The sequence below is a fragment of the Nocardia sp. NBC_01499 genome (genome assembly GCF_045040275.1).
In the GTDB taxonomy this organism is placed as follows: domain Bacteria; phylum Actinomycetota; class Actinomycetes; order Mycobacteriales; family Mycobacteriaceae; genus Nocardia.
This window is the reverse complement of the sequence record NZ_CP109426.1, coordinates 7120214-7138602: the sequence shown is the minus strand read 5'-3', so window position 1 is coordinate 7138602 and position 18389 is coordinate 7120214. Positions and strand designations below refer to the sequence as shown.

The 18389-nt window shown below is 67.3% G+C and carries 19 protein-coding genes; 9 read left to right on the top strand and 10 right to left on the bottom strand.

Annotated elements, in window-relative coordinates; genetic code table 11:
• The first annotated feature begins 2 nt into the window (after positions 1–2).
• Positions 3–1253 carry a DUF6545 domain-containing protein gene (locus OG203_RS32730; protein WP_405161085.1) on the top strand — a complete coding sequence of 417 codons (1251 nt, stop codon included), beginning with the start codon at positions 3–5 and terminating at the stop codon, positions 1251–1253.
• Between the two features lie 499 nt (positions 1254–1752).
• Here the strand turns inward: OG203_RS32730 and OG203_RS32725 are convergent, their stop codons facing one another.
• Together OG203_RS32725 and OG203_RS32720 are read right to left on the bottom strand one after the other, a co-directional pair.
• Entirely contained in the window at positions 1753–1992 is a 240-nt protein-coding gene (locus tag OG203_RS32725; protein WP_405161084.1) for a hypothetical protein, read from the bottom strand.
• A gap of 110 nt (positions 1993–2102) precedes the next feature.
• Positions 2103–2735 (bottom strand): O-methyltransferase, encoded by a 633-nt coding sequence (locus OG203_RS32720; RefSeq protein WP_379280751.1) that lies wholly within the window; start codon positions 2733–2735, stop codon positions 2103–2105.
• Between the two features lie 295 nt (positions 2736–3030).
• On the opposite strand from OG203_RS32720, the gene sigE reads away from it, so the two are divergent.
• The 8 genes from sigE (at position 3031) to OG203_RS32680 (ending at position 9311) form a co-directional block, all read left to right on the top strand.
• Positions 3031–3690 (top strand): RNA polymerase sigma factor SigE, encoded by a 660-nt coding sequence (gene sigE / locus OG203_RS32715; protein WP_357381035.1) that lies wholly within the window; start codon positions 3031–3033, stop codon positions 3688–3690.
• Positions 3691–3752: 62 nt separating this feature from the next.
• Entirely contained in the window at positions 3753–4142 is a 390-nt protein-coding gene (locus OG203_RS32710) for a hypothetical protein (RefSeq protein ID WP_405161083.1), read from the top strand.
• 90 nt (positions 4143–4232) lie between these two features.
• A complete protein-coding gene (locus OG203_RS32705) occupies positions 4233–5786 on the top strand; it encodes a trypsin-like peptidase domain-containing protein (RefSeq protein WP_405161082.1) in 1554 nt (517 codons plus the stop codon).
• A gap of 77 nt (positions 5787–5863) precedes the next feature.
• Positions 5864–6280: a Sec-independent protein translocase protein TatB gene (tatB, locus tag OG203_RS32700; RefSeq protein WP_405161081.1), complete on the top strand. Its 417-nt coding sequence runs from the start codon at positions 5864–5866 to the stop codon at positions 6278–6280.
• Positions 6281–6362: 82 nt separating this feature from the next.
• Positions 6363–7220 carry a hypothetical protein gene (locus OG203_RS32695; RefSeq protein ID WP_405161080.1) on the top strand — a complete coding sequence of 286 codons (858 nt, stop codon included), beginning with the start codon at positions 6363–6365 and terminating at the stop codon, positions 7218–7220.
• A gap of 148 nt (positions 7221–7368) precedes the next feature.
• Positions 7369–7932 (top strand): hypothetical protein, encoded by a 564-nt coding sequence (locus OG203_RS32690; RefSeq protein ID WP_405161079.1) that lies wholly within the window; start codon positions 7369–7371, stop codon positions 7930–7932.
• Positions 7933–7954: 22 nt separating this feature from the next.
• Positions 7955–8161 (top strand): hypothetical protein, encoded by a 207-nt coding sequence (locus OG203_RS32685; RefSeq protein WP_405161078.1) that lies wholly within the window; start codon positions 7955–7957, stop codon positions 8159–8161.
• 73 nt (positions 8162–8234) lie between these two features.
• Positions 8235–9311 (top strand): XdhC family protein, encoded by a 1077-nt coding sequence (locus tag OG203_RS32680; protein WP_405161077.1) that lies wholly within the window; start codon positions 8235–8237, stop codon positions 9309–9311.
• 9 nt (positions 9312–9320) lie between these two features.
• Here the strand turns inward: OG203_RS32680 and OG203_RS32675 are convergent, their stop codons facing one another.
• The 8 genes from OG203_RS32675 to OG203_RS32640 all read right to left on the bottom strand — a co-directional run bounded on the left by OG203_RS32675 (position 9321) and on the right by OG203_RS32640 (position 18366).
• On the bottom strand, positions 9321–11564 hold the full coding sequence (locus tag OG203_RS32675; protein ID WP_405161076.1) for a xanthine dehydrogenase family protein molybdopterin-binding subunit: 2244 nt from the start codon (positions 11562–11564) through the stop codon (positions 9321–9323).
• Positions 11561–12571 (bottom strand): FAD binding domain-containing protein, encoded by a 1011-nt coding sequence (locus OG203_RS32670; RefSeq protein WP_405161075.1) that lies wholly within the window; start codon positions 12569–12571, stop codon positions 11561–11563. The genes OG203_RS32675 and OG203_RS32670 overlap by 4 nt, the downstream gene beginning before the upstream one ends.
• The gene (locus OG203_RS32665) at positions 12568–13101 is read right to left on the bottom strand and encodes a (2Fe-2S)-binding protein (RefSeq protein ID WP_405161074.1); all 534 of its coding nucleotides are present in this window, start codon (positions 13099–13101) and stop codon (positions 12568–12570) included. The genes OG203_RS32670 and OG203_RS32665 overlap by 4 nt, the downstream gene beginning before the upstream one ends.
• Positions 13102–13304: 203 nt before the next feature.
• Positions 13305–14258, bottom strand: coding sequence for a glucosyl-3-phosphoglycerate synthase (locus tag OG203_RS32660; RefSeq protein WP_405161073.1), 954 nt, complete (start codon positions 14256–14258; stop codon positions 13305–13307).
• A complete protein-coding gene (gene folP, locus OG203_RS32655; RefSeq protein WP_405161072.1) occupies positions 14255–15139 on the bottom strand; it encodes a dihydropteroate synthase in 885 nt (294 codons plus the stop codon). The genes OG203_RS32660 and folP overlap by 4 nt, the downstream gene beginning before the upstream one ends.
• A 72-nt stretch (positions 15140–15211) precedes the next feature.
• Positions 15212–16981 carry a long-chain-acyl-CoA synthetase gene (locus tag OG203_RS32650; RefSeq protein WP_405161071.1) on the bottom strand — a complete coding sequence of 590 codons (1770 nt, stop codon included), beginning with the start codon at positions 16979–16981 and terminating at the stop codon, positions 15212–15214.
• A gap of 33 nt (positions 16982–17014) precedes the next feature.
• Complete coding sequence (locus tag OG203_RS32645) at positions 17015–17563, bottom strand: TIGR00730 family Rossman fold protein (protein ID WP_405161070.1); 549 nt, start codon at positions 17561–17563, stop codon at positions 17015–17017.
• Entirely contained in the window at positions 17557–18366 is an 810-nt protein-coding gene (locus tag OG203_RS32640; RefSeq protein ID WP_405161069.1) for a TIGR00730 family Rossman fold protein, read from the bottom strand. The genes OG203_RS32645 and OG203_RS32640 overlap by 7 nt, the downstream gene beginning before the upstream one ends.
• Between the last annotated feature and the right edge of the window lie 23 nt (positions 18367–18389).

Sequence of the window (18389 nt, the reverse complement as noted above, 5' to 3'; positions counted from 1 at the left end):
TGATGCTGCCGGGTACCGTGACGCTGCCGATCACGTTGGCCTCCTGGCTGTTGCTGACGATCCGCCTGCTTCGATTCCGCACCACGCTGGTCGACCGTCGAATCAACATGATGCTCGCCCTGCTGACCGAGATCCTCACCACGCACGAACCGACGCTGCGTGACCAGCTCAGCGCGCGCACCGGCGGGCGGCTGAGCCCTGGATTGATCTACCAGTTCGGCGCCGTCGGGTTCATGCTCACCGCCGCGGCGAGCATGCTGCTCACGGCCGCGATGCTGGGCCGCACGCCGTCGGCCGTCGCCATCTATGGGCTCGCGGGCGCGTCCTGTGCGGTGGCGCTGCTCTGTAGCGGACCGGCGCAGGGGCCGAGCCCGGAGACCATGTATCAGCAACCGGGGTGGGGACAGTTCGGCTTCTGGCTTGCGCTGGCGCCGATGTCCTACTGGATGGTCTTCTACAGCGGCGGTGTGTGCGTGGCCGAGATGCGCAAGCAGCACGATCGCCGCGAACGCACCTTGCACGCCATGTTCCTCGGGGCCACGTTCACCGTGTTCCTGATGTTCAGCCTGACCCTGGTCTGCACGGGCCTGCGGTCGTTCGGGCACGAGAGTTGGCTGACGAACGCGCAAATCGTCATCGATCGCAATGCCGTGTTCGCCCAGGTGCTGCCGTTCCTCGCTATCGGCGTGGTCTCCGTCGTATTCAGGCTCATCGACCGGATCGGGCTCGATACCTGGTCGCGGCGCCGAAAGCGGCTGCTGCCGTTGTGGTTCGACCTCACGGCGGCGTGCCCCGAGATCGTTCATCGCATCTCGACACCGGTCGCCGCGCACCGGAGCCGGTATTTCCTGCACCGCACCGTCATCGAGATCCGGGACAGCGTGCTCATTCTGGCCAGGTACGCCACTGCGACGCCGGCGCACCTGCGGGAAGAGATCGCGAAGGCCACCCGCCCCGGCCCGGACCGCGAAACATTGGATCTAGCGGTGCGCCTCGTGCGCGCCTGCACCGCCAAGACCCGTGGCGAAGCACCGGCGGGCACCGGCTTGTTGCAGCACTGCGCCGGTGCCAATCTGGTCGAAGAAGCCGCCGAGCTCACCGCCATCGCCGCGCAGTGGTCGCGCGCTCGCGCCCTGGTCGACAGCGCGGCGGTCAGAACCGCGGCGCGGGCGTGGCCGGACAGAACGGCGCGCAGGGGCCGGGCGTGCGCGGCACGGTCGACCGCGATGGTTGGCCGAAGTCGGCGGTGCTGACCAGGTAGACCACCGTCACCGCGGCGACAAGGACGAGCCCGAAGGCGATCAGCGCACCGCCCCAATGGATCTGCGGGCGCCCGTCGTCATTGTTGTTGCTGTTGTTCAAGATGTAGTAGATCACTCAGCTCGCACCTCTTCCGTATGCCCAGCGCAGGGCATCACCTTCTGGTCCCGGACGTGCTCTGAGCAGCATGCTCCTCGAATCGCCGCGCTGTTGCCGCATTCGCCGACTCGGCCGTAACGGCGCTGGCGACCGGCCCACCCCTCCGGGGACGGTCACCAGCGATCCGGCAAGCCTTCGCGCGCGTTCGGTTCGGCCTCCCCTCCTCGAACGCGACCTGTCGAAGGCGAACCGACCATCGTACATCCGTTGCGAGCCTTCGCATTCCGTGACTTGTCACCCATCGAGCCGCGCGATATACGGCACGCCAAGCGAATTCGCGGACAGCGCGAAACCACGCGTCACCTGTTGGTGCGCGTGGTTCGGACGGGTTGACTACTGGCCGGGCGCCGGTGGCGCGGGCGGTGCCGTGCAGAACGGTTCGCAGGACCCGTGCGTCGGCGGGACTTTCGCCGGGTCGGAGTGGAAGTTGGCGTTACTCACCACCACCATCGCGATCACCGCGACGACAATGGTCAAGCCGAGGAAGAACAGCACTGGTCGCAGCCAATTCGCTCGATGTTCCATGACGGTGTGGCCGATGTGACCGAGTTCGAAGAGCTCGTGATTTTCCATTGCTGTACCTCCGCCACCCGGATACCCGGTGCAGGACAAGGAAACCGCGATGTCGGTACGAATGTCCAGTGCGGGAACCGAGCAGGTGCGGCGCGATAACCGCGCGGAGACTAACCGCGCGAGGCGCAGAGCAACCCGTCGCCGACCGGAATCAGCACACTGGTGAGTTCCGGGTCCTCGGCGATCGCGCGGGTAGCCGCACGCACCGCCTGGGTCGCCGGATCACGTTGTGCCGCATCGGGAACCCGCCCACCGAGCAACGCGTTGTGCAGCAGAATCGCGCCGCCAGCACGCAGCAGCCGGACGGCTTGCGTGACGTACTGCGGGTGTTCGAGCGGCGCGGCATCGATGAAAACCAGGTCGTAGGCACCATCGGCGAGACGGGGTAGCACGTCTAGCGCGCGGCCGTTGATCAGCCGGGTGCGCGCGGGCGGAATCTCCGCGGCGCGGAAAGCCTCCTTGGCAGCGCGCTGGTGCTCCGGCTCGGAGTCGATGGTGGTCAGCGTGCCGTCCTCGCGCATCCCGTCGAGCAGCCACAGCCCGCTGATTCCCGCGCCGGTACCCACCTCGACCACGGCTTTCGCATCGAGCAGCTGCGCGTACATGCTCAGCAGCGCCCCCACCGACGGTGGCACCGGCACCGCACCGAGTTCGGTGGACCGTTCACGCGCGCTGACGAGGATCTCGTCTTCTACGACGGATTCCTCCACGTAGGCGAGATTTCGCTCCAAATTCGATGCCACGCCTATGAGGTTAATGCTGGGCGGGTTGTATCCGCGTTTCGAACAACACGCCCCGCCGAGCAATCTCCCCGCCAGTTTTCTCAGGTGTCCCTCAGCATCTCCATATCCAGGCCATATCAGGCTAGGAAAGAGTAGGGGCAACGCAAGACCAACAGACCGGCAGACGCGGAACGCGGGAACAACGACGGACAGGTTGTCGGTTGTATCCGAACGTAACGGTTTCAGGTCCGAAAGAGATTTCGGATCGGAGCCAGTTCCGAGTTTACGGTCCCTAGTAGGAGGTAGCCCCATCCACATGGTCGATGCGGCGCGTGAGCACGCCACCCTGCCCGAGCAGATTCTGCCGATCGAGTCCGACGCCGCCGAAGAGGCCGTCGATCTGACCGGTACCGCTGCTTTCGATGCCACCGGCGACCGGGCGGCCATGCCGTCATGGGACGACCTGGTCCGCGAACACGCCGACCGCGTCTACCGCTTGGCCTACCGTCTTTCCGGCGACGCACAGGACGCCGAGGATCTCACGCAGGACACCTTCATCCGGGTGTTCCGCTCGCTTTCCAGCTACCAGCCGGGCACCTTCGAGGGCTGGTTGCACCGCATCACCACGAACCTGTTCCTCGACATGGTCCGCCGCCGCAATCGCATCCGGATGGAGGCGCTGCCGGAGGACTACGACCGGGTCCCGTCCGAGGGCCCCGATCCGGAGCAGGCCTATCACGACGCCCGCCTCGACCCGGACCTGCAACGCGCGCTGGATTCGCTCGCGCCGGAATTCCGCGCCGCGGTCGTGCTGTGTGACATCGAGGGACTCTCCTACGAGGAGATCGGCGCTACGCTCGGCGTGAAACTCGGCACCGTGCGCAGCCGGATTCATCGTGGGCGACAGGCACTGCGCGACTACCTTGCGCATAATGGAAGTGAGCAGCGTTTCGCTGCTGAAGCAAGTATCGGGTGAGCTGGACGAAGCCGGCATCGCCCTACGGTTCGGATGATGTCGGTTGGAAGGGTGAGCACCGAATGAGTGGCGACTCCAGCACGCCCGGTCGTCGTCCGCCTCGATTCCGTCCCACCGAGCATCTGGCCAGCGAGGCTATCGCGGCCTATGTGGACGGCGAGTTGCGGATGAACGCCTATCTGCGTGCCGCCCAACATCTTTCTCTGTGCCCGGAATGCGCGGCCGAGGTCGACGCACAGCAGCAGGCGCGTATCGCGCTGCGCCAGTCGGGCCCGATCTCGATTCCGCACGGCCTGCACGACAGCCTGACCCGAATTCCGCTCGCCGATCTTCCCGGCGCCGCGTCGAGCCAAACGTCGAACACCGACGGGACTCCGCGCAACGAGGCGGTTTTCGGCTTTCTGACCGATTCATTCGCCGCGACTCGGTGGACTACGTGGTGGCGCAAGTAGAGTTTGCCGAGTGACTGAGCGCAGCGAGGGAACCATAAGCACAGCACGGCCCGGCGGCGCGACGGAGCCGAGCGCCAGCGAGGCGGAGTCGTGACGACGGAATCGACGAATACCGGATCGGCCGAGTCCCCGGATCGAGTCCAGGGCAGGCCCACGGATTCGGTGGCCAACAGGGGAAACCTGAGGCCGCCGGACGCGCCCGTCCTTGGGCCGCGCCCGGTCTATCGACCCCATGTCGACAACCACACCGCGCACGCCTTCCGCAGGCCGGCGGGCCAGGCCGGGTCGTTCGCCGAGCCGCTGCCGCGTGGTCCGCTGCAGGCGGCGAGCCAGGACGTGCAGAACCGCCCGCCGGACACCGTGCTCGCCGAGGCGTTCGGTCGCCCGGCGGGTTCCACCGAACTGCTGCAGCGTGACCCCGAGGCGGCCAACGACGCGGCACCGGTCGCCGGGCCCGTCGATCCGTGGCGTGATCCGGACTCCGCCGCCCGGCTCGGCGCCCCCGCGGTGCCGACCCCGAAGGCCGCGCCGCTGCCACAGGCGCAGCGCCTCAGCGCGCGCGAGGTCCTCTTCGGCTCCAGGGTCGCCCCCAAGGCGCTTGCCCTGCTCGCGCTCGTCGCGCTCGCCGTCGGCGTGCTCGGCGGTCTGGTCGGCCGGATGACGGCCGAACAGGCCTCGACCCTCACCTCGCGCAAGGTGACGCTGGAGCAGAGCGCCGACACCGAGCAGCCGCACAGCCAGATCGCCAAGGTCGCCAACGCGGTACTGCCCGCCGTCGTGTCCATCCGGGTCACCGTCGGCGACAACGGCGCGACCGGCTCCGGCGTGGTGATCGACGGCAAGGGCTACATCGCGACGAACAATCACGTGGTCTCGATGGCCGCCCAGGACAAGACCAACCGGGCCGCCATCCAGGTCCAGTTCTCCGACGGCACCAAGGTGCCGGCGAACATCGTCGGGCGCGACCCGAAATCCGACCTGGCCGTGATCAAGGTCGATGTGAAGAACCTCACCGTGGCCAACCTCGGCAAGTCCGGCGACGTCCAGGTCGGCGACGAGGTGATCGCCATCGGCTCACCGCTCGGCCTGAGCAAGACGGTCACCTCCGGCATCGTCAGCGCGCAGCACCGCCCAGTGAAACTGCAGGGCGAGGGCAGCGACACCAACGCGGTGATCGACGCGGTGCAGACCGACGCCTCGATCAACCCCGGTAACTCCGGCGGCGCGCTGGTGGACATGGAGGGCCGGGTCATCGGCATCAACACCGCGATCCGCAGCGAGTCCGGCGGCTCGGTCGGCCTCGGCTTCGCGATCCCGGTGGACCGGGTGACCGAGGTGGCGCAGATCCTGATCAAGGACGGCTCGATCCACCACCCGACCATCGGCGCAAGCCTGCGCAGCAAGGTGGTTGCCAACGAGCAGATGAGCGGTGCCGAGGTCGCCGACGTCACGCCGGGCGGTCCGGCGGCCAAGGCCGGGATCGTAGAGAAGGACGTCATCGTGAAGGTCGGCGATCGCGAGGTGACCGGTCCGGACGAACTCGTCGTCGCGGTGCAGGCGCGCAATATCGGCGACACGGTGAACGTGGTATTGATCCGCGACGGCAGGCAGGTCGACGTGCCCGTCACCCTGGAATCCGACTGAGTTCACCCACCCCGGCCGACTCCGTCGGCCTGCCGTCCCACTGGGCCGCTGGTCGAATAGCCGGGTAGCCTGAAGACGTGTTCAGCAATATCGGCTGGAGCGAGATGATGATCCTGCTCGTCGCCGCCCTAGTGATCCTCGGACCGGAGCGACTGCCCGGCGCCGTTCGCTGGACCACGCGCAGCCTGCGTCAGGTGCGCGACTACGCCAGCGGCGCGACCTCGCAGCTGCGCGACGAGCTCGGTCCCGAGTTCGAGGACCTCCGCAAGCCGCTTGCCGACCTGAACGAGCTGCGCGGCATGACCCCGCGCTCGATGGTGACCAAACACCTTCTCAACGGCGATGATTCGATCTTCCGCAACATGGAGGACGCGCTGCCGGACAAGAAGGACTTCCTCGGCACCAACAGCGGCATGCCGGACTATCCGATGCCCAAGCTGGAAAAGCCGTTGGAGCGCAACGAACGTCCACCGATCGACACCGACGCCACGTAAGTTGGCGCGAACACGTCACGAGATGGGTGCAGTGTCAATAGTTCTAGACACTTTGGCCTGTCCAGCTGTCTAGACTTCCCACATGTCGGCCGATGACGTGGCGCGCGTTTTCGCGATCGAGGACAAGGTCGAGCGACTGAAGGCGGCCACCGATGGTGTGGCTGCGGCCCAGCAGACCATCAACGAGCTCACCAGGATTCGTCGTGCGGTGATCAGGGAGCTACACGCCGACGGCTGGACTTTCGCCAGAATCGGTGCGGCAGCCGGGCTTTCCCGCGCGCGCATCCATCAGGTGAGCACGCAGGGCCCCGCACCGGAGGGTCTGTTCTTCGGGCACGGGACGCTCACGGTGCTGGTGCCGGAGGTGCGGGCGGGCCGGGTGATCGGCGCACCGGATCCCGCCGCACCGCATCGGCTCGTCGAGCTGCTGCGCGAGCTCGGCTTCACCGCCTCGATCGAACACTTCCTACCCGGGCGACCGGTCGACCTGAACCGGGACGGCCTCGTCGTGCTCGGCGGGCCGGAACTCTCGCCGAGCCTGCGGCAGTTACTCGCCGCCGATCCACGGCTGCGGCGGGCGGTGGCCAGGGCGGGCGACGCCAGGCGCGGCATCGAGGACCGGGCCGCGCGGCGGGTCTATCGGCCCGGCGGGCCCGATCCGCACGACATCGCCTATCTGGCGCGACTGCCGCGGCCGGACGGGCGTGGCACCGTGCTGATGATCGACGGCATGCATCCGCCTGGCTCGCTCGGTGCCATCCGCTTGCTCGCCACCCGGCTTGCCACATTGCACGAGCGGGCGGGCACACACCTGTTCTCGGTGCTCGTCGCCTGCCGGTTCGACCGGGCGACCGGCGAACCGCTGGAGGCCGAGCTGCTCACGCCGGTCTATCGGCACGACCCCGAAACCCGTTTGCCCGCACCGGGTATTCGTCGCTGAAAGTCGCGCGCGGCCCACGCGGAGCCGGCCGCCGACGATGATCGCGAAACCCGAATTGTGTCTCAGGTCACGCAACTCTTCCATTCGGGAAATCTCAGTGCAATGCTTGAGTAGCTAGAAGATAACTATGCGTGATAGGTGAGCTCCGATGAGTGTTGAACGTTCGATGGCGGCCAGTTCCGCGCCCACGGTGCGTACGGTGCGGCCGAAGCCGGCACAGTCCGCGCCCGCCGATACGGCGGAACCGATCATCACGACCCATCGGGTCACCTACAGCGACCGGCTGACTTTGTTCATCGGCGCCGGCGAAACCATCGACAACTTTCTGCGCCCGCTGCGCAGGCTGGACGGCTACCACCGCTATTCGGTCCAGCTGACCCGCCTGCCCGCGCCCATGCGTCCCGCCGACATCAGCCCCGCGGTCAGCTCCGCCCCCGGGCAGAACTATCTGCGGTGCACCGGATCAGCGGACGCGCTCTTTCTCGAACTCCGCACCGTCATCGACGGCGTAGCGCGCCGGTGCGTCGTCGGCCGCGCCGGGCATCGCGACGGCGCGCCCGACTGCTCGGTCCAGGTTCCGGAGAGCATGCCCGCGCCGTGGATCTACCCGGACGAGGTCTGCACGGCCGACGACGCGGCCGAGATCTTCGCCGGCTACTTCCGCACCGGCACGGTCCCACCCGACTACACGCTGCGGCTCATCGCCGACTGATGCGTGCCATGAGGAGGCAGTGATGAATCCGCTCGTCATCGTCGGCGGCGCGTTGCTCGCGCTCGGCCTGCTCATCCTGATTGTCACCGTGCTGCGGCGGCCAACCGCCTCGACGCGGCCCCTCACCGTCGCCGCACTCCAGGCGCGACTCGCCGAGGAACACGCGCCCGCGCCCGAGGAGGCCGCGGAACGCCTCGTCGACCACGGCGCGAACCAGCAACCGGGCTGAATAGCTTTCGGATAGCTAGGCTGAGGGGAGCCGGTCTACTCCGGTGCGCCTGCTCGAGAGAGGAACCGTGCTGGTGCGCGCAATGCTCGAGCAATTGATAACGCTGGCGAAGCAGGGTCCGGTGGCCTTGGCGCGCGTCGTGGATACGACCGGTCCAGGCCCGCGTGAGCAGGGTGCCGCGATGATCGTCACCGAATCGGGCGAGGTCTTCGGGTCGCTGTCCGGTGGCTGCGTGGAGGCCGCGGTCGTCGAGTCGGCGCATCAGGTGCTTGCCACCGGCCATGCGGTGACCGATCGATTCGGTTATGCCGACGGCGACGGTATCGCGGTGGGGCTGACCTGCGGCGGCGAGATCGAGGTCTTCGTCGAACGGGTCGGACCGGAGAGCGTCGCGACGCTGACGCAGTTGCGGCAGCAGATCGCGGACGGGCGCCCGGTCGCGCTGGCCACCAGGCTGGATACCACCGCGGAGTGGAAGCTGTTGCGGACCGATTCGGCCGAGACCTGGCACGACGTCGATCGCGACGCCCTCGCGCTGCTCACCGCGGGCCGCAGCGGCGTGGTCGGCGCCGACGAGTGCGAGGCCGACGCCTCCCCGCGCCCCCGGGTTTTCGTGCAGGTCTTCGGTGCTCCGGCACGGATGATCCTGGCGGGCGCGAACGATTTCGTGCGCGCGCTGAGCCGCACCGGCCGTCAACTCGGTTACCGGGTCACCGTGGTCGATGCCCGCGAAACCTTCGCAACCTCGGCACGTTTCCCGTCCGCGCACGAGGTGGTGGTGGATTGGCCGCACCGGTATCTGCGCACCGAACACGAGGCGGGACGGATCGATGCCCGCACCGTGGTCTGCGTGCTCACCCACGACACCAAGTTCGACGTGCCGACCATCGCGACGGCCTTGAGCATCGATGAGATCGCCTTCGTCGGCGCCCTCGGTTCCCGCCGCACGCACGCCGAGCGCACCGAACGGCTGCGCGCCGCGGGCGTCACCGAAAGCAGGCTGGCGCGGCTGAAAAGCCCACTGGGCCTTGATCTCAACGCGCGCACACCCGACGAGACCGCGATCTCCATCGCCGCCCAGATCCTCGCCGAGCGCGGCAACGCCTCGGCCCGCCCGCTCGATCGGATCAACGGCCCCATCCACCGCTGACCCGCCAGGTCACAGCAGGTGTTCGAGGCGGAGCGGGATATCGCGGAAGCGGCGGCCGGTGGCGTGATGCACCGCGTTGACGATGGCGGCGGCGGCACCGATCATGCCGAGTTCACCGATTCCCTTGACGCCCAACGGGTTAACCACGGTGTCATCGACCGCGACGAACGAGATGTCGACCTCGGGGGCGTCCGCGTTGACCGGCAGCAGGTATTCCAGCAAAGACGCATTGGCCCAGCGGCCGTCGCGGGTATCGGGCAGCGAGGCCTCCATCAGTGCTTGGGACAGACCCCAATTCATGCCGCCGAGCACCTGGCTGCGCGCCAGCTTGGCATTGAGCACGCGGCCGGGCGCGAAGGCGCCGACCATCCGGCGGACCCGGATCAGCCCCAGTTCCGGGTCGACGGCGACCTCCGCGAACTGGGCGCCGAAGCTCATCTTCCCGTACGGCGCCGGAGTCGTCGCAGGACGCCAACTGCCGGTCGTCTCGATATCCGAAAGATGGTTCCGCTCCAGCACATCCGCGTACGCGTCCCGCACCGACGGATCTTCGATCAGCCGCAGTATGCCCTCGACGCCTTCGATCTCATCGGGCGTGCGACCGCGCAGCGGCGATTCGATATCGGCGACCGCGATCTCGATGAGCTGGGCGAGCAGCTGGGCGCATGTGGTGTGCACCGCGGCGCTGACGACGGCCGCGCCGATCGATCCGACGGTGGCCGCGATATTCGGGTAGTCGGTATTGCCGATCTCGAAGCGGATGCGGTCGAACGGCATGCCCATCGCGTCGCAGGCGACCTGCGACATCGCGGTCGCCACCCCGGTGCCGAACTCCTGGGTGCCGGTCTGGACGACGAGCGAGCCGTCCGAACGCAGCCGGGCGTGGGCTCGCTGCGGCTGGCCCGGCTCGTACACCGGGTAGCCGGCGGTACCGACGCCCCAGCCGATGAGCCAGTTGCCGTCGGTGTGTGATCCCGGGGTCTGGATACGGCCATCCCAGCCGAAGCGCTCGGCCGCCAGCCGCAGGCAGTCGAGGTAACCGTCTGAGCTCCACGGGTTTCCGCTCTCCGGGTCGACGGCGGCATGGTTGCGCAGCCGCAGCTGCACCGGGTCGGTGCCGAGCTGTTCGGCGAGTTCGTCGATGGCGCATTCGAGCGCGACCATGCCGGAGGCCTCGCCTGGCCCGCGCATGAACGTCGGCGTCATCGTATTGCCCTTGATCAGCCGATACTGGCCCTCCCAGTGGGGGATGCCGTACGCCTTGCTCGCCACCTCCAACGACGGCTCGGCCCAGTCGTCGAAATGCGAAGTGACGGAGAGCTTATGGTGCCGCAACCCGGTGAACCGGCCGTCGGCGTCGCAGACGAGGGTGACGCGCTGCTCCTGCTCTTCCCGTAATCCGGTGCCGTAGAACATCTGTTCACGATTCAGGATCACCCGGACCGGCCTGCCGAGTTCCCGCGCGATCAGCGGGGCGAGCGTAACGTGCGGCCACATCATGGCTTTGGCGCCGAACCCGCCGCCGACGTAGTCGGTGACCACCCGCACCTTGCTCGGCGAGATGCCGAGGTGGGCCGCGATGGTCAGCTGGCTGGCCACGATGCCCTGGGTGGCGTCGTAGACGGTGACCGAATCACCGTTCCACATCGCGGCGGTGACCGAGCATTCGATCGGATTGTGGTGATTGGCGGCGAAGCGGAACGTCACGTCGACGGTGTGCGCGGCGGCCGCGCTCGCCTTCGCGAAGTCGCCGCGCGATTGGGACGCGGGGATCTGGCCCGCGAAGATGCTGTCGGGCAGGTACTGCTCGTCGCGTCCGTCATCGAGGCGAACCAGCGCGGGCTGCTTGTCGTAGCTGGCCTCGACCAGGCGAGCGGCCTGCTGGGCGACCTCGAAGGTGTCCGCGACCACGACGGCGATCGGCTGACCGAAGTAGTGAATCGTGGTGTCCTGCATGGGAAAGAAGCTCTGCCCCGGCGCGGGCTGACCGAACAGCGACGGCAGCAACGGCACCGAAGCGACGCGCGGCAAGTTCTCGTGCGTGAGCACAGCGACCGCACCGGCGCGCAACGCCTGGTCGACGTCGATGGATGTCACGGTGCCGTTGCCGATCTCGGCGCCGACGAGCACCCCGTACGCCGCGTTCGGCATCGGGATCTCGGCGGTGTAGCGCGCTGCCCCGGTGACTTTGGCGTGGCCGTCGATGCGGTCGAGGCCCTGGCCGACGAGCTTGGGTGCGGTAGGTGCACTCATTTCCGGCCTCCCCGCTGCGCGATCCGTTCGGTGACGATCTCCAGGGTGCGCACCATGGTGCGTTGTGCCAGTTCGATTTTGAACCGATTCATCGGATAGCTGCCGTCGGCGGCCGCCAGTTCGGTGGCCGCCGCGGCCGCGAAGTTCTCCTTCGTCGCCGGCTTACCGATCAGCACCGCCTCGGCCATCTTGGCGCGCCACGGCTTGGTCGCCACGCCGCCGAGGCCGATGCGCACGTCGCGCACCTGCCCGTCCGCCAGCTCCAGCGCCACCGCGGCGGAAGCGGCGGCGAATTCATAGGATTCGCGGTCACGCACCTTCAGATAGTGCGAGTTCGCCGCGAACGGCAACGGCGGCACGTCGATTCGCACGATGAGTTCATCGGCGGTGATCGGATGTTCCAGATGCGGTGTGTCGCCCGGTAATAGGAAGAAGTCGTCGAAGGCGATGGCACGGGTGCCGCGCGGTCCCTGCACGTGTACTACCGCGTCTAGTGCGATGAGCGGGATCGCCATATCGGAGGGGTGCATGGCGAAACAGTGCTCACTGGTGCCCAATACGGCATTGCCGCGATGCAACCCCTCCCGTGCGTCGCACCCGCTGCCCGGCGCACGCTTGTTGCAGGCGAACGCGACATCACGGAACTGCGGGCAGCGCACCCGCTGCATCAGGTTGCCGCCCATCGAGGCCATATTGCGGATCTGCGCGGACGCGCCCTTCCACAGCGCGATGGACAGGAACGGAAAGCGTTCGACCACACCGGGATCGGCGGCCACCTCGCCCATCCGGACCATCGCGCCGATCCGCAGGCCACCGTCCGGGCGGTGCTCCAGGTCGGTGAGTGGTAGCCGATTGATGTCGACGACGTTGTCCGGCTCCATCGCGCCGATGCGCAGCATGTCCACCAAAGTGGTACCGCCAGCGAGGAATACGGTATTCGGGCGGGCGGTCACGGCGGCGAGCGCCTGGTCGACCGTCTCGGCGCGGGCAAAGGCGATGGGCTTCATCGGGTCTCACCCATCTCCGCGTGCGCGGTCTTTATCGCGTCCCTGATGTTCTGGTAGGCGGCGCAGCGGCAGATATTGCCGCTCATCCATTCGGCGATCTCTTCGTCGCTGCCGGTGTGGCCCTCTTCGATGCATTTGATCGCCGACATGATCTGTCCCGGTGTGCAATACCCGCATTGGAAGCCGTCGCAGCTGATGAACGCGCGCTGCACCGGGTGCAGCTCCTCCCCCGCCGCGACACCCTCGATCGTGGTGATCTCGCGCCCCTCGACGCTCAAAGCCAAGGTGAGGCAGGACAATTCGCGTTTACCGTCGACCCATACCGTGCACGCGCCGCACGCGCCCTGGTCGCACCCCTTCTTGGTGCCGGTGAGCCGTAGGTATTCGCGAAGGGCGTCGAGCAGGCTGACCCTCGGTTCCAGCGCGACCGGGAAAACGTGACCGTTCACCCGCAGCGTCGCCAGCGTGTAGTCGGGACCGGCAAACTCTGGCTGCCGCGTGTCCTGCTTGGGTAGCTCACCAATAGTCATAGACGTATCTCCTGCTCATGAGCGTGCGATGGCTGCAACATCTCGGAGTACAGAATGCGAACGTAAGACCTGGAAAACACTGTAGCGTCCATCTAGCAAACATGCTCGTCAACCGGTGATCATCGGTTGTCGGCCCATGGCTTTCGGCAAACAGCAACGAACCCGGGCACCGTAGGCACCCGGGTTCGCGTGTCAGAGGTTGCTCAGGCGGCCGCCCACTCGGGGCGCAGCGTATTCATCGGCGGCCGATCGGCCAGCGACACCTCGGTGCTCTGCGCGGTGAACGCGTCGCCGACCAGCGGGAACTGGGTGAGCGCCGCGCCGGAGTCCTGCACGCCACTTCGGCCGAGCACGGTGCCGAGGATCTGCCTGCTCATCACGCCGAGATCGGCGAGCGGGCGGTTGCGGTGCGTGCGCACCCCCAGGTTCACCTGCCCGATCGCGGATAGGCCGAGCTGGTCGTAGGTATCGAGCAGCAACCCGATCTCCACGCCGTAACCCGGCGCGAACGGGACCGAGGTGAGCAGCTCGCGGGTGCCCGCGTATTCGCCGCCGAGCGGTTGCAGCACCTGGGAGAGCTCGGGCCGCAGCGCGGCGAGCAGCGGGCGGGCGACGAGTTCGGTGACCCGGCCGCCGCCGTGCGCGTCCACCGCGCCGCCCTGCCGCAGCGGCCTGCGGTAGTAGGCCTTGACCAGGTGCATTTCGTCCACGGTGAGCAGCGGGCCGAGCAGTTTCGGCACGAATTCGGGGTCGGGGTCGATGAGGTCGGAGTCGACGAAGGCGATCAGATCGCCGCTGGTGACGGCGAGCGAGCGCCACAGCACCTCGCCCTTGCCAGGCACCGGATCCAGCTCCGGCACCGCCTGCTCGCGCGAGATCACCTCGGCGCCCGCGGCACGGGCCCGTTCGGCGGTGGCGTCGGTCGAGCCGGAATCGAGCACGACCAGCTCATCGACCAGGGTGCCGAGCAGCGGCATGATGCTGGCAACCACGTCGGCGACGGTGTTTTCTTCGTTCAGCGCGGGCAACACCACCGAAACGGTGCGGCCTTCTTTGGCGGCGACGAGTTCGTCGACCGACCAGTGGGGGCTGTCCCAGGTATTTGTCGTCGCCCACGCGGGGCGGTCTTCGCGGCTGTGGGGGTGGTGGAATTTCATACCAAACCTCGCAGGGTGCGTGCTGGGGGCCGGATGCCTTGGATCGCGGCGATCATGTCCACCACCCGCCGGGTCGCGGCGACTTCGTGGACTCGGAAGACTCGGGCGCCGGCGGCGGCCGACCATGCTGTTGCTGCCAATGTGCCCTCCAACCGTTCGGAAAGATCGACACCTAGAGTCTCCCCGATAAAGTCCTTGTTGCTCAGTGCCATCAGGACAGGCCACCCGGTATTTACAAGAACGTCCACTCCGCGCAACAACTCGAGCCCGTGATAAGTGTTCTTGCCGAAATCATGGGTCGGATCGATCAAAATCGAATCCGCGCGCACGCCGGCGGCGACCGCGTTTTCGGCGGCGCGCACCACGGTATCGGTCACTTCGGCCACGATGTCGGCATAGCGGACCCGGTGCGGACGGGTGCGCGGGACCGCACCGCCGGTGTGACTGCACACGATTCCGACACCGTTTTCCGCAGCCACCCGCACCAGATCCGGATCGGCGCCCGACCAGGTGTCATTGATCAGATCCGCGCCAGCCCGCACCGCGGCAAGCGCGACATCGGCACGCCAGGTATCAATGCTGATCAATAGCTCCGGGTACTTCGCGCGAATGGCCGCGACGAACGGGATCACCCGCCGCGATTCCTCCGCAGCGTCGACCAGCGAGCCGGGCCCCGCCTTCACCCCGCCGATATCGACCAGATCCGCGCCCTCGTCCACCGCGCGGGCCACTGCGTCCATCGCCGCCGCGTCGGTGAAGGTCGCGCCTTTGTCATAGAACGAATCGGGGGTGCGATTGACGATCGCCATCACTAGCGCCCGATCGGTCGCCACCGGCTTGCCGCACAAGGTCGAAAGCGGCGTTGCGGTGGTACCAGACATTCTTTGACTGTAGCTAGCGGTCCCGCCTCCCCCGGCAATCAGGCCGGACCTAGGTGCCATGACAGTGGCGGGCTAGTTCTTCGGGGCGCGGCCCGCGGCCACCTCGGCGGGGTAGTCGTCGTTGGACGGGATGTAGCCGTCGGCGCGGCCCGCGAGGACGTAGAGGGCGCCGTCGCCGTCGGGGGTGTAGCCCTGTTTGCGGAGTTCGACCTTGCGGCTCTTGAAGGTGGAGGTCTGCTCCAGTTCCCCGACGACGCGGATGAACAGCGGGACGGCGTAGCCGGGCAGCTGCTCGTAGGCCAGCTTCGCGACCGCCTTGCCGTCGAACTCCGTGTCCGGGCGCAGCGTGATCGCGGCCATGCCCGCCTTGCCGTCGGTGCCTGGGATATCTACTCCGTAGACGACCGCCTGCGAGATCTCGTCCGACTGCGTCAGCGCGCCCTCGACCTGGGTGGTCGCGACGTTCTCGCCCTTCCAGCGGAAGGTGTCGCCGAGCCGGTCGACGAACGCGATGTGATGCCAGCCCTGGTTACGAACCAGATCGCCGGTGTCGAACCAGAGGTCGCCCCGTTTGAAGCCGTCGCGGACCAGCTTCGCCTCGGAGGCCTCCTTATCGGTGTAGCCGTCGAACGGCGAGCTGCTTGTGACCTTGGCGAGCAACAGCCCGACGCCGCCGGTGCCGACCCGGTGCAGCCGACCGTTCTTGTCGCGCTTGGCTTTTCCGGTCGCCTCGTCGTAGTCGACCACCGCGTACGGCAGCGGCCCGAAGCCCGCGGTGCGGTCGACGCTGAACGCGTTGACGAAGGCGATATTGGCCTCGCTGGCACCGTAGAACTCGACGATCCGGTTGATGCCGAACCGCTGCTTGAACTTGTCCCACAGTTCCGGGCGCAGCCCGTTGCCGACGGCGAGCCGGACCCTGTGCTGCCGATCCGTCGGCTTGACGGGCTGGTTGAGCAGGTATCGGCACAGTTCACCGATGTAGATGAATGCCGTTGCGTCCTCACGGATTACCTCGTCCCAGAAGCGGGACACCGAGAACTGCCTGCCGAGCGCGAAGGTTGAGCCGGAGCACAGCACCGTCGACAGCGCGACGGTCAGCGCGTTGTTGTGGTAGAGCGGCAGGCAGCAGTACAGGGTGTCGTTGCCGCGCAGGCGAATTCCGAGACCGCCGAGGCCGACCATGCTCTTGGTCCAGCGCAGGTGCGTCATCACGCTTGCCTTCGGCAGACCCGTTGTGCCGGAGGTGAAAATCAGGAAGGCGCGTTCCTTGGCGGTGATCTGCGCGCACACCGCAGGGTCGCTGGCGTCCGCGTGCTGAGCGTCGGCCCGCAAATCGTTGGCGGACAACACATTCGCGAGCGGCTGGGGCAGCGAGTCCAGCACCTGCTCGCATTCCTCGCCGATCACGTTGAGCACGCTGTTCAGCAGGCCGAAGCTGTGCGCGAGCACCTGATCGCGCTGATGATGGTTGAGCAGGCCGACGGTCGCGCCGAGTTTCACCGAAGCCAGTACGGTGAACAGGGTTTCGGGCCGATTGGTCATCAGCACGCCGACCACATCGCCGCGCCGCACGCCGCGCGCGGCCAGCACCGTTGCGTAGCGGTTCACCTCGGCATTGGCCGCGCCGTAGGTGTAGGCGGTGCCCTCGAAGCGCAGGAACGGGCGATCCGGATGGCGGTGCGCGGTGCGCTGAAAGTACAGCCCGACAGAGGATTTGTCGTCCGGCCGCACCAGCATGCCGACCGCGTTGCGCAGCATGCCCGGTGCGTCGAGCGCCATCGCGGGCAGGCTTTTGGCCAGGTCGAATAAGCTCACCGTCGAGCGGCCGTCTGAACTCACTGCTACGTGCTCCTCATCAGGAAGGTGTGTTGCTCACGCCTCCAATGCCGCGAAGGCGGACGAAAGATCGGTGACCACGGTGATGCGGTCCATGGCGGGTTGGGGCACGAACTTACGGTCGTGGAGTTCGTCGAGCCACCGGAACAGACCTTGATAGAAGCCATCCGGGTCCAACAGCACCACGGGCTTATTGTGCTGTCCCAGATAGCCTCCGGTCCAGGTTTCGAAGAACTCCTCGAGCGTGCCGATGCCGCCGGGCAGGGTGAGGAAGGCGTCGGCGCGGTCCTCCATGATCTGTTTGCGCTGGCGCATGGTGTCGGTGACGATCAGCTCGTCGGCATCGACATCGGCGACTTCGCGGTGCACCAGATGCTTCGGGATCACCCCGATGGTGTTCGCGCCACCGGCCCGCGCCGCAGTCGCCACCTCGCCCATCATCGAGACGTTGCCGCCGCCAGACACCAATTGCCAACCGCGCCGGGCGATCTCGGTGCCGACCTGGGCGGCCAGCGCAAGGTAGGCCGGATCGGCGGTGCTTGCGGAACAGTAGACACAGACGGCGTAGGGCTGGTCGGTCACCACTGATCCTCCGTGCCGAGCGCGTCCTCCGCGACGCCGGCCTCCGCGTTGGCGAGGATGATCTGCACGACCTCCTCGACGCTGTCGGTCACATGGATCAGGCCGAGGTCACCGGGTGAGATCTTGCCGGAGCCGCCGAGCGAATCACGCAGCCAATCGACCAGACCGGACCAATATCTGCTGCCGAACAGGATGATCGGGAAGCGGGTGATCTTGCGGGTCTGCACCAGGGTGAGCGCCTCGAACAGTTCGTCGAGGGTGCCGAAGCCGCCGGGCAGGCAGATGAACGCCTCCGAGTACTTCACGAACATCGTCTTGCGGACGAAGAAGTAGCGGAAGTTGATGCCGAGATCGACCCAGTCGTTGAGGCTCTGCTCGAACGGCAGCTCGATACCGAGGCCGATCGAATAGCCGCCCGCCTCGCACGCGCCGCGGTTGGCGGCCTCCATCGCGCCGGGGCCGCCGCCGGTGATCACCGCGAAACCGGCCTTGGCCAGCGCCGCGCCGATGGCCCGGCCCGCCTGATACTCGGGATGGTCCTCGCCGGTGCGTGCCGAACCGAAGACGGTGACCGCGCGCGGCACCTCGGCGAGCGCGCCGAAACCCTCGACGAACTCGGCTTGGATGCGCAGCACGCGCCACGGGTCGGTGTGTACCCAATCGGTGTCGCCGCGTCGATCCAGCAGGTTCCGGTCGGCAGTGCCGGTGCCTTCGATTCGGTCGCGACGGAACATGACGGGCCCGCGGAACTTGGCTGTCGACTTCGGCTTGTTGGCAACCTCGCGGTCAGCGGCGTCGGTGGACATGCGACCCACGCTAGCTCATCCGC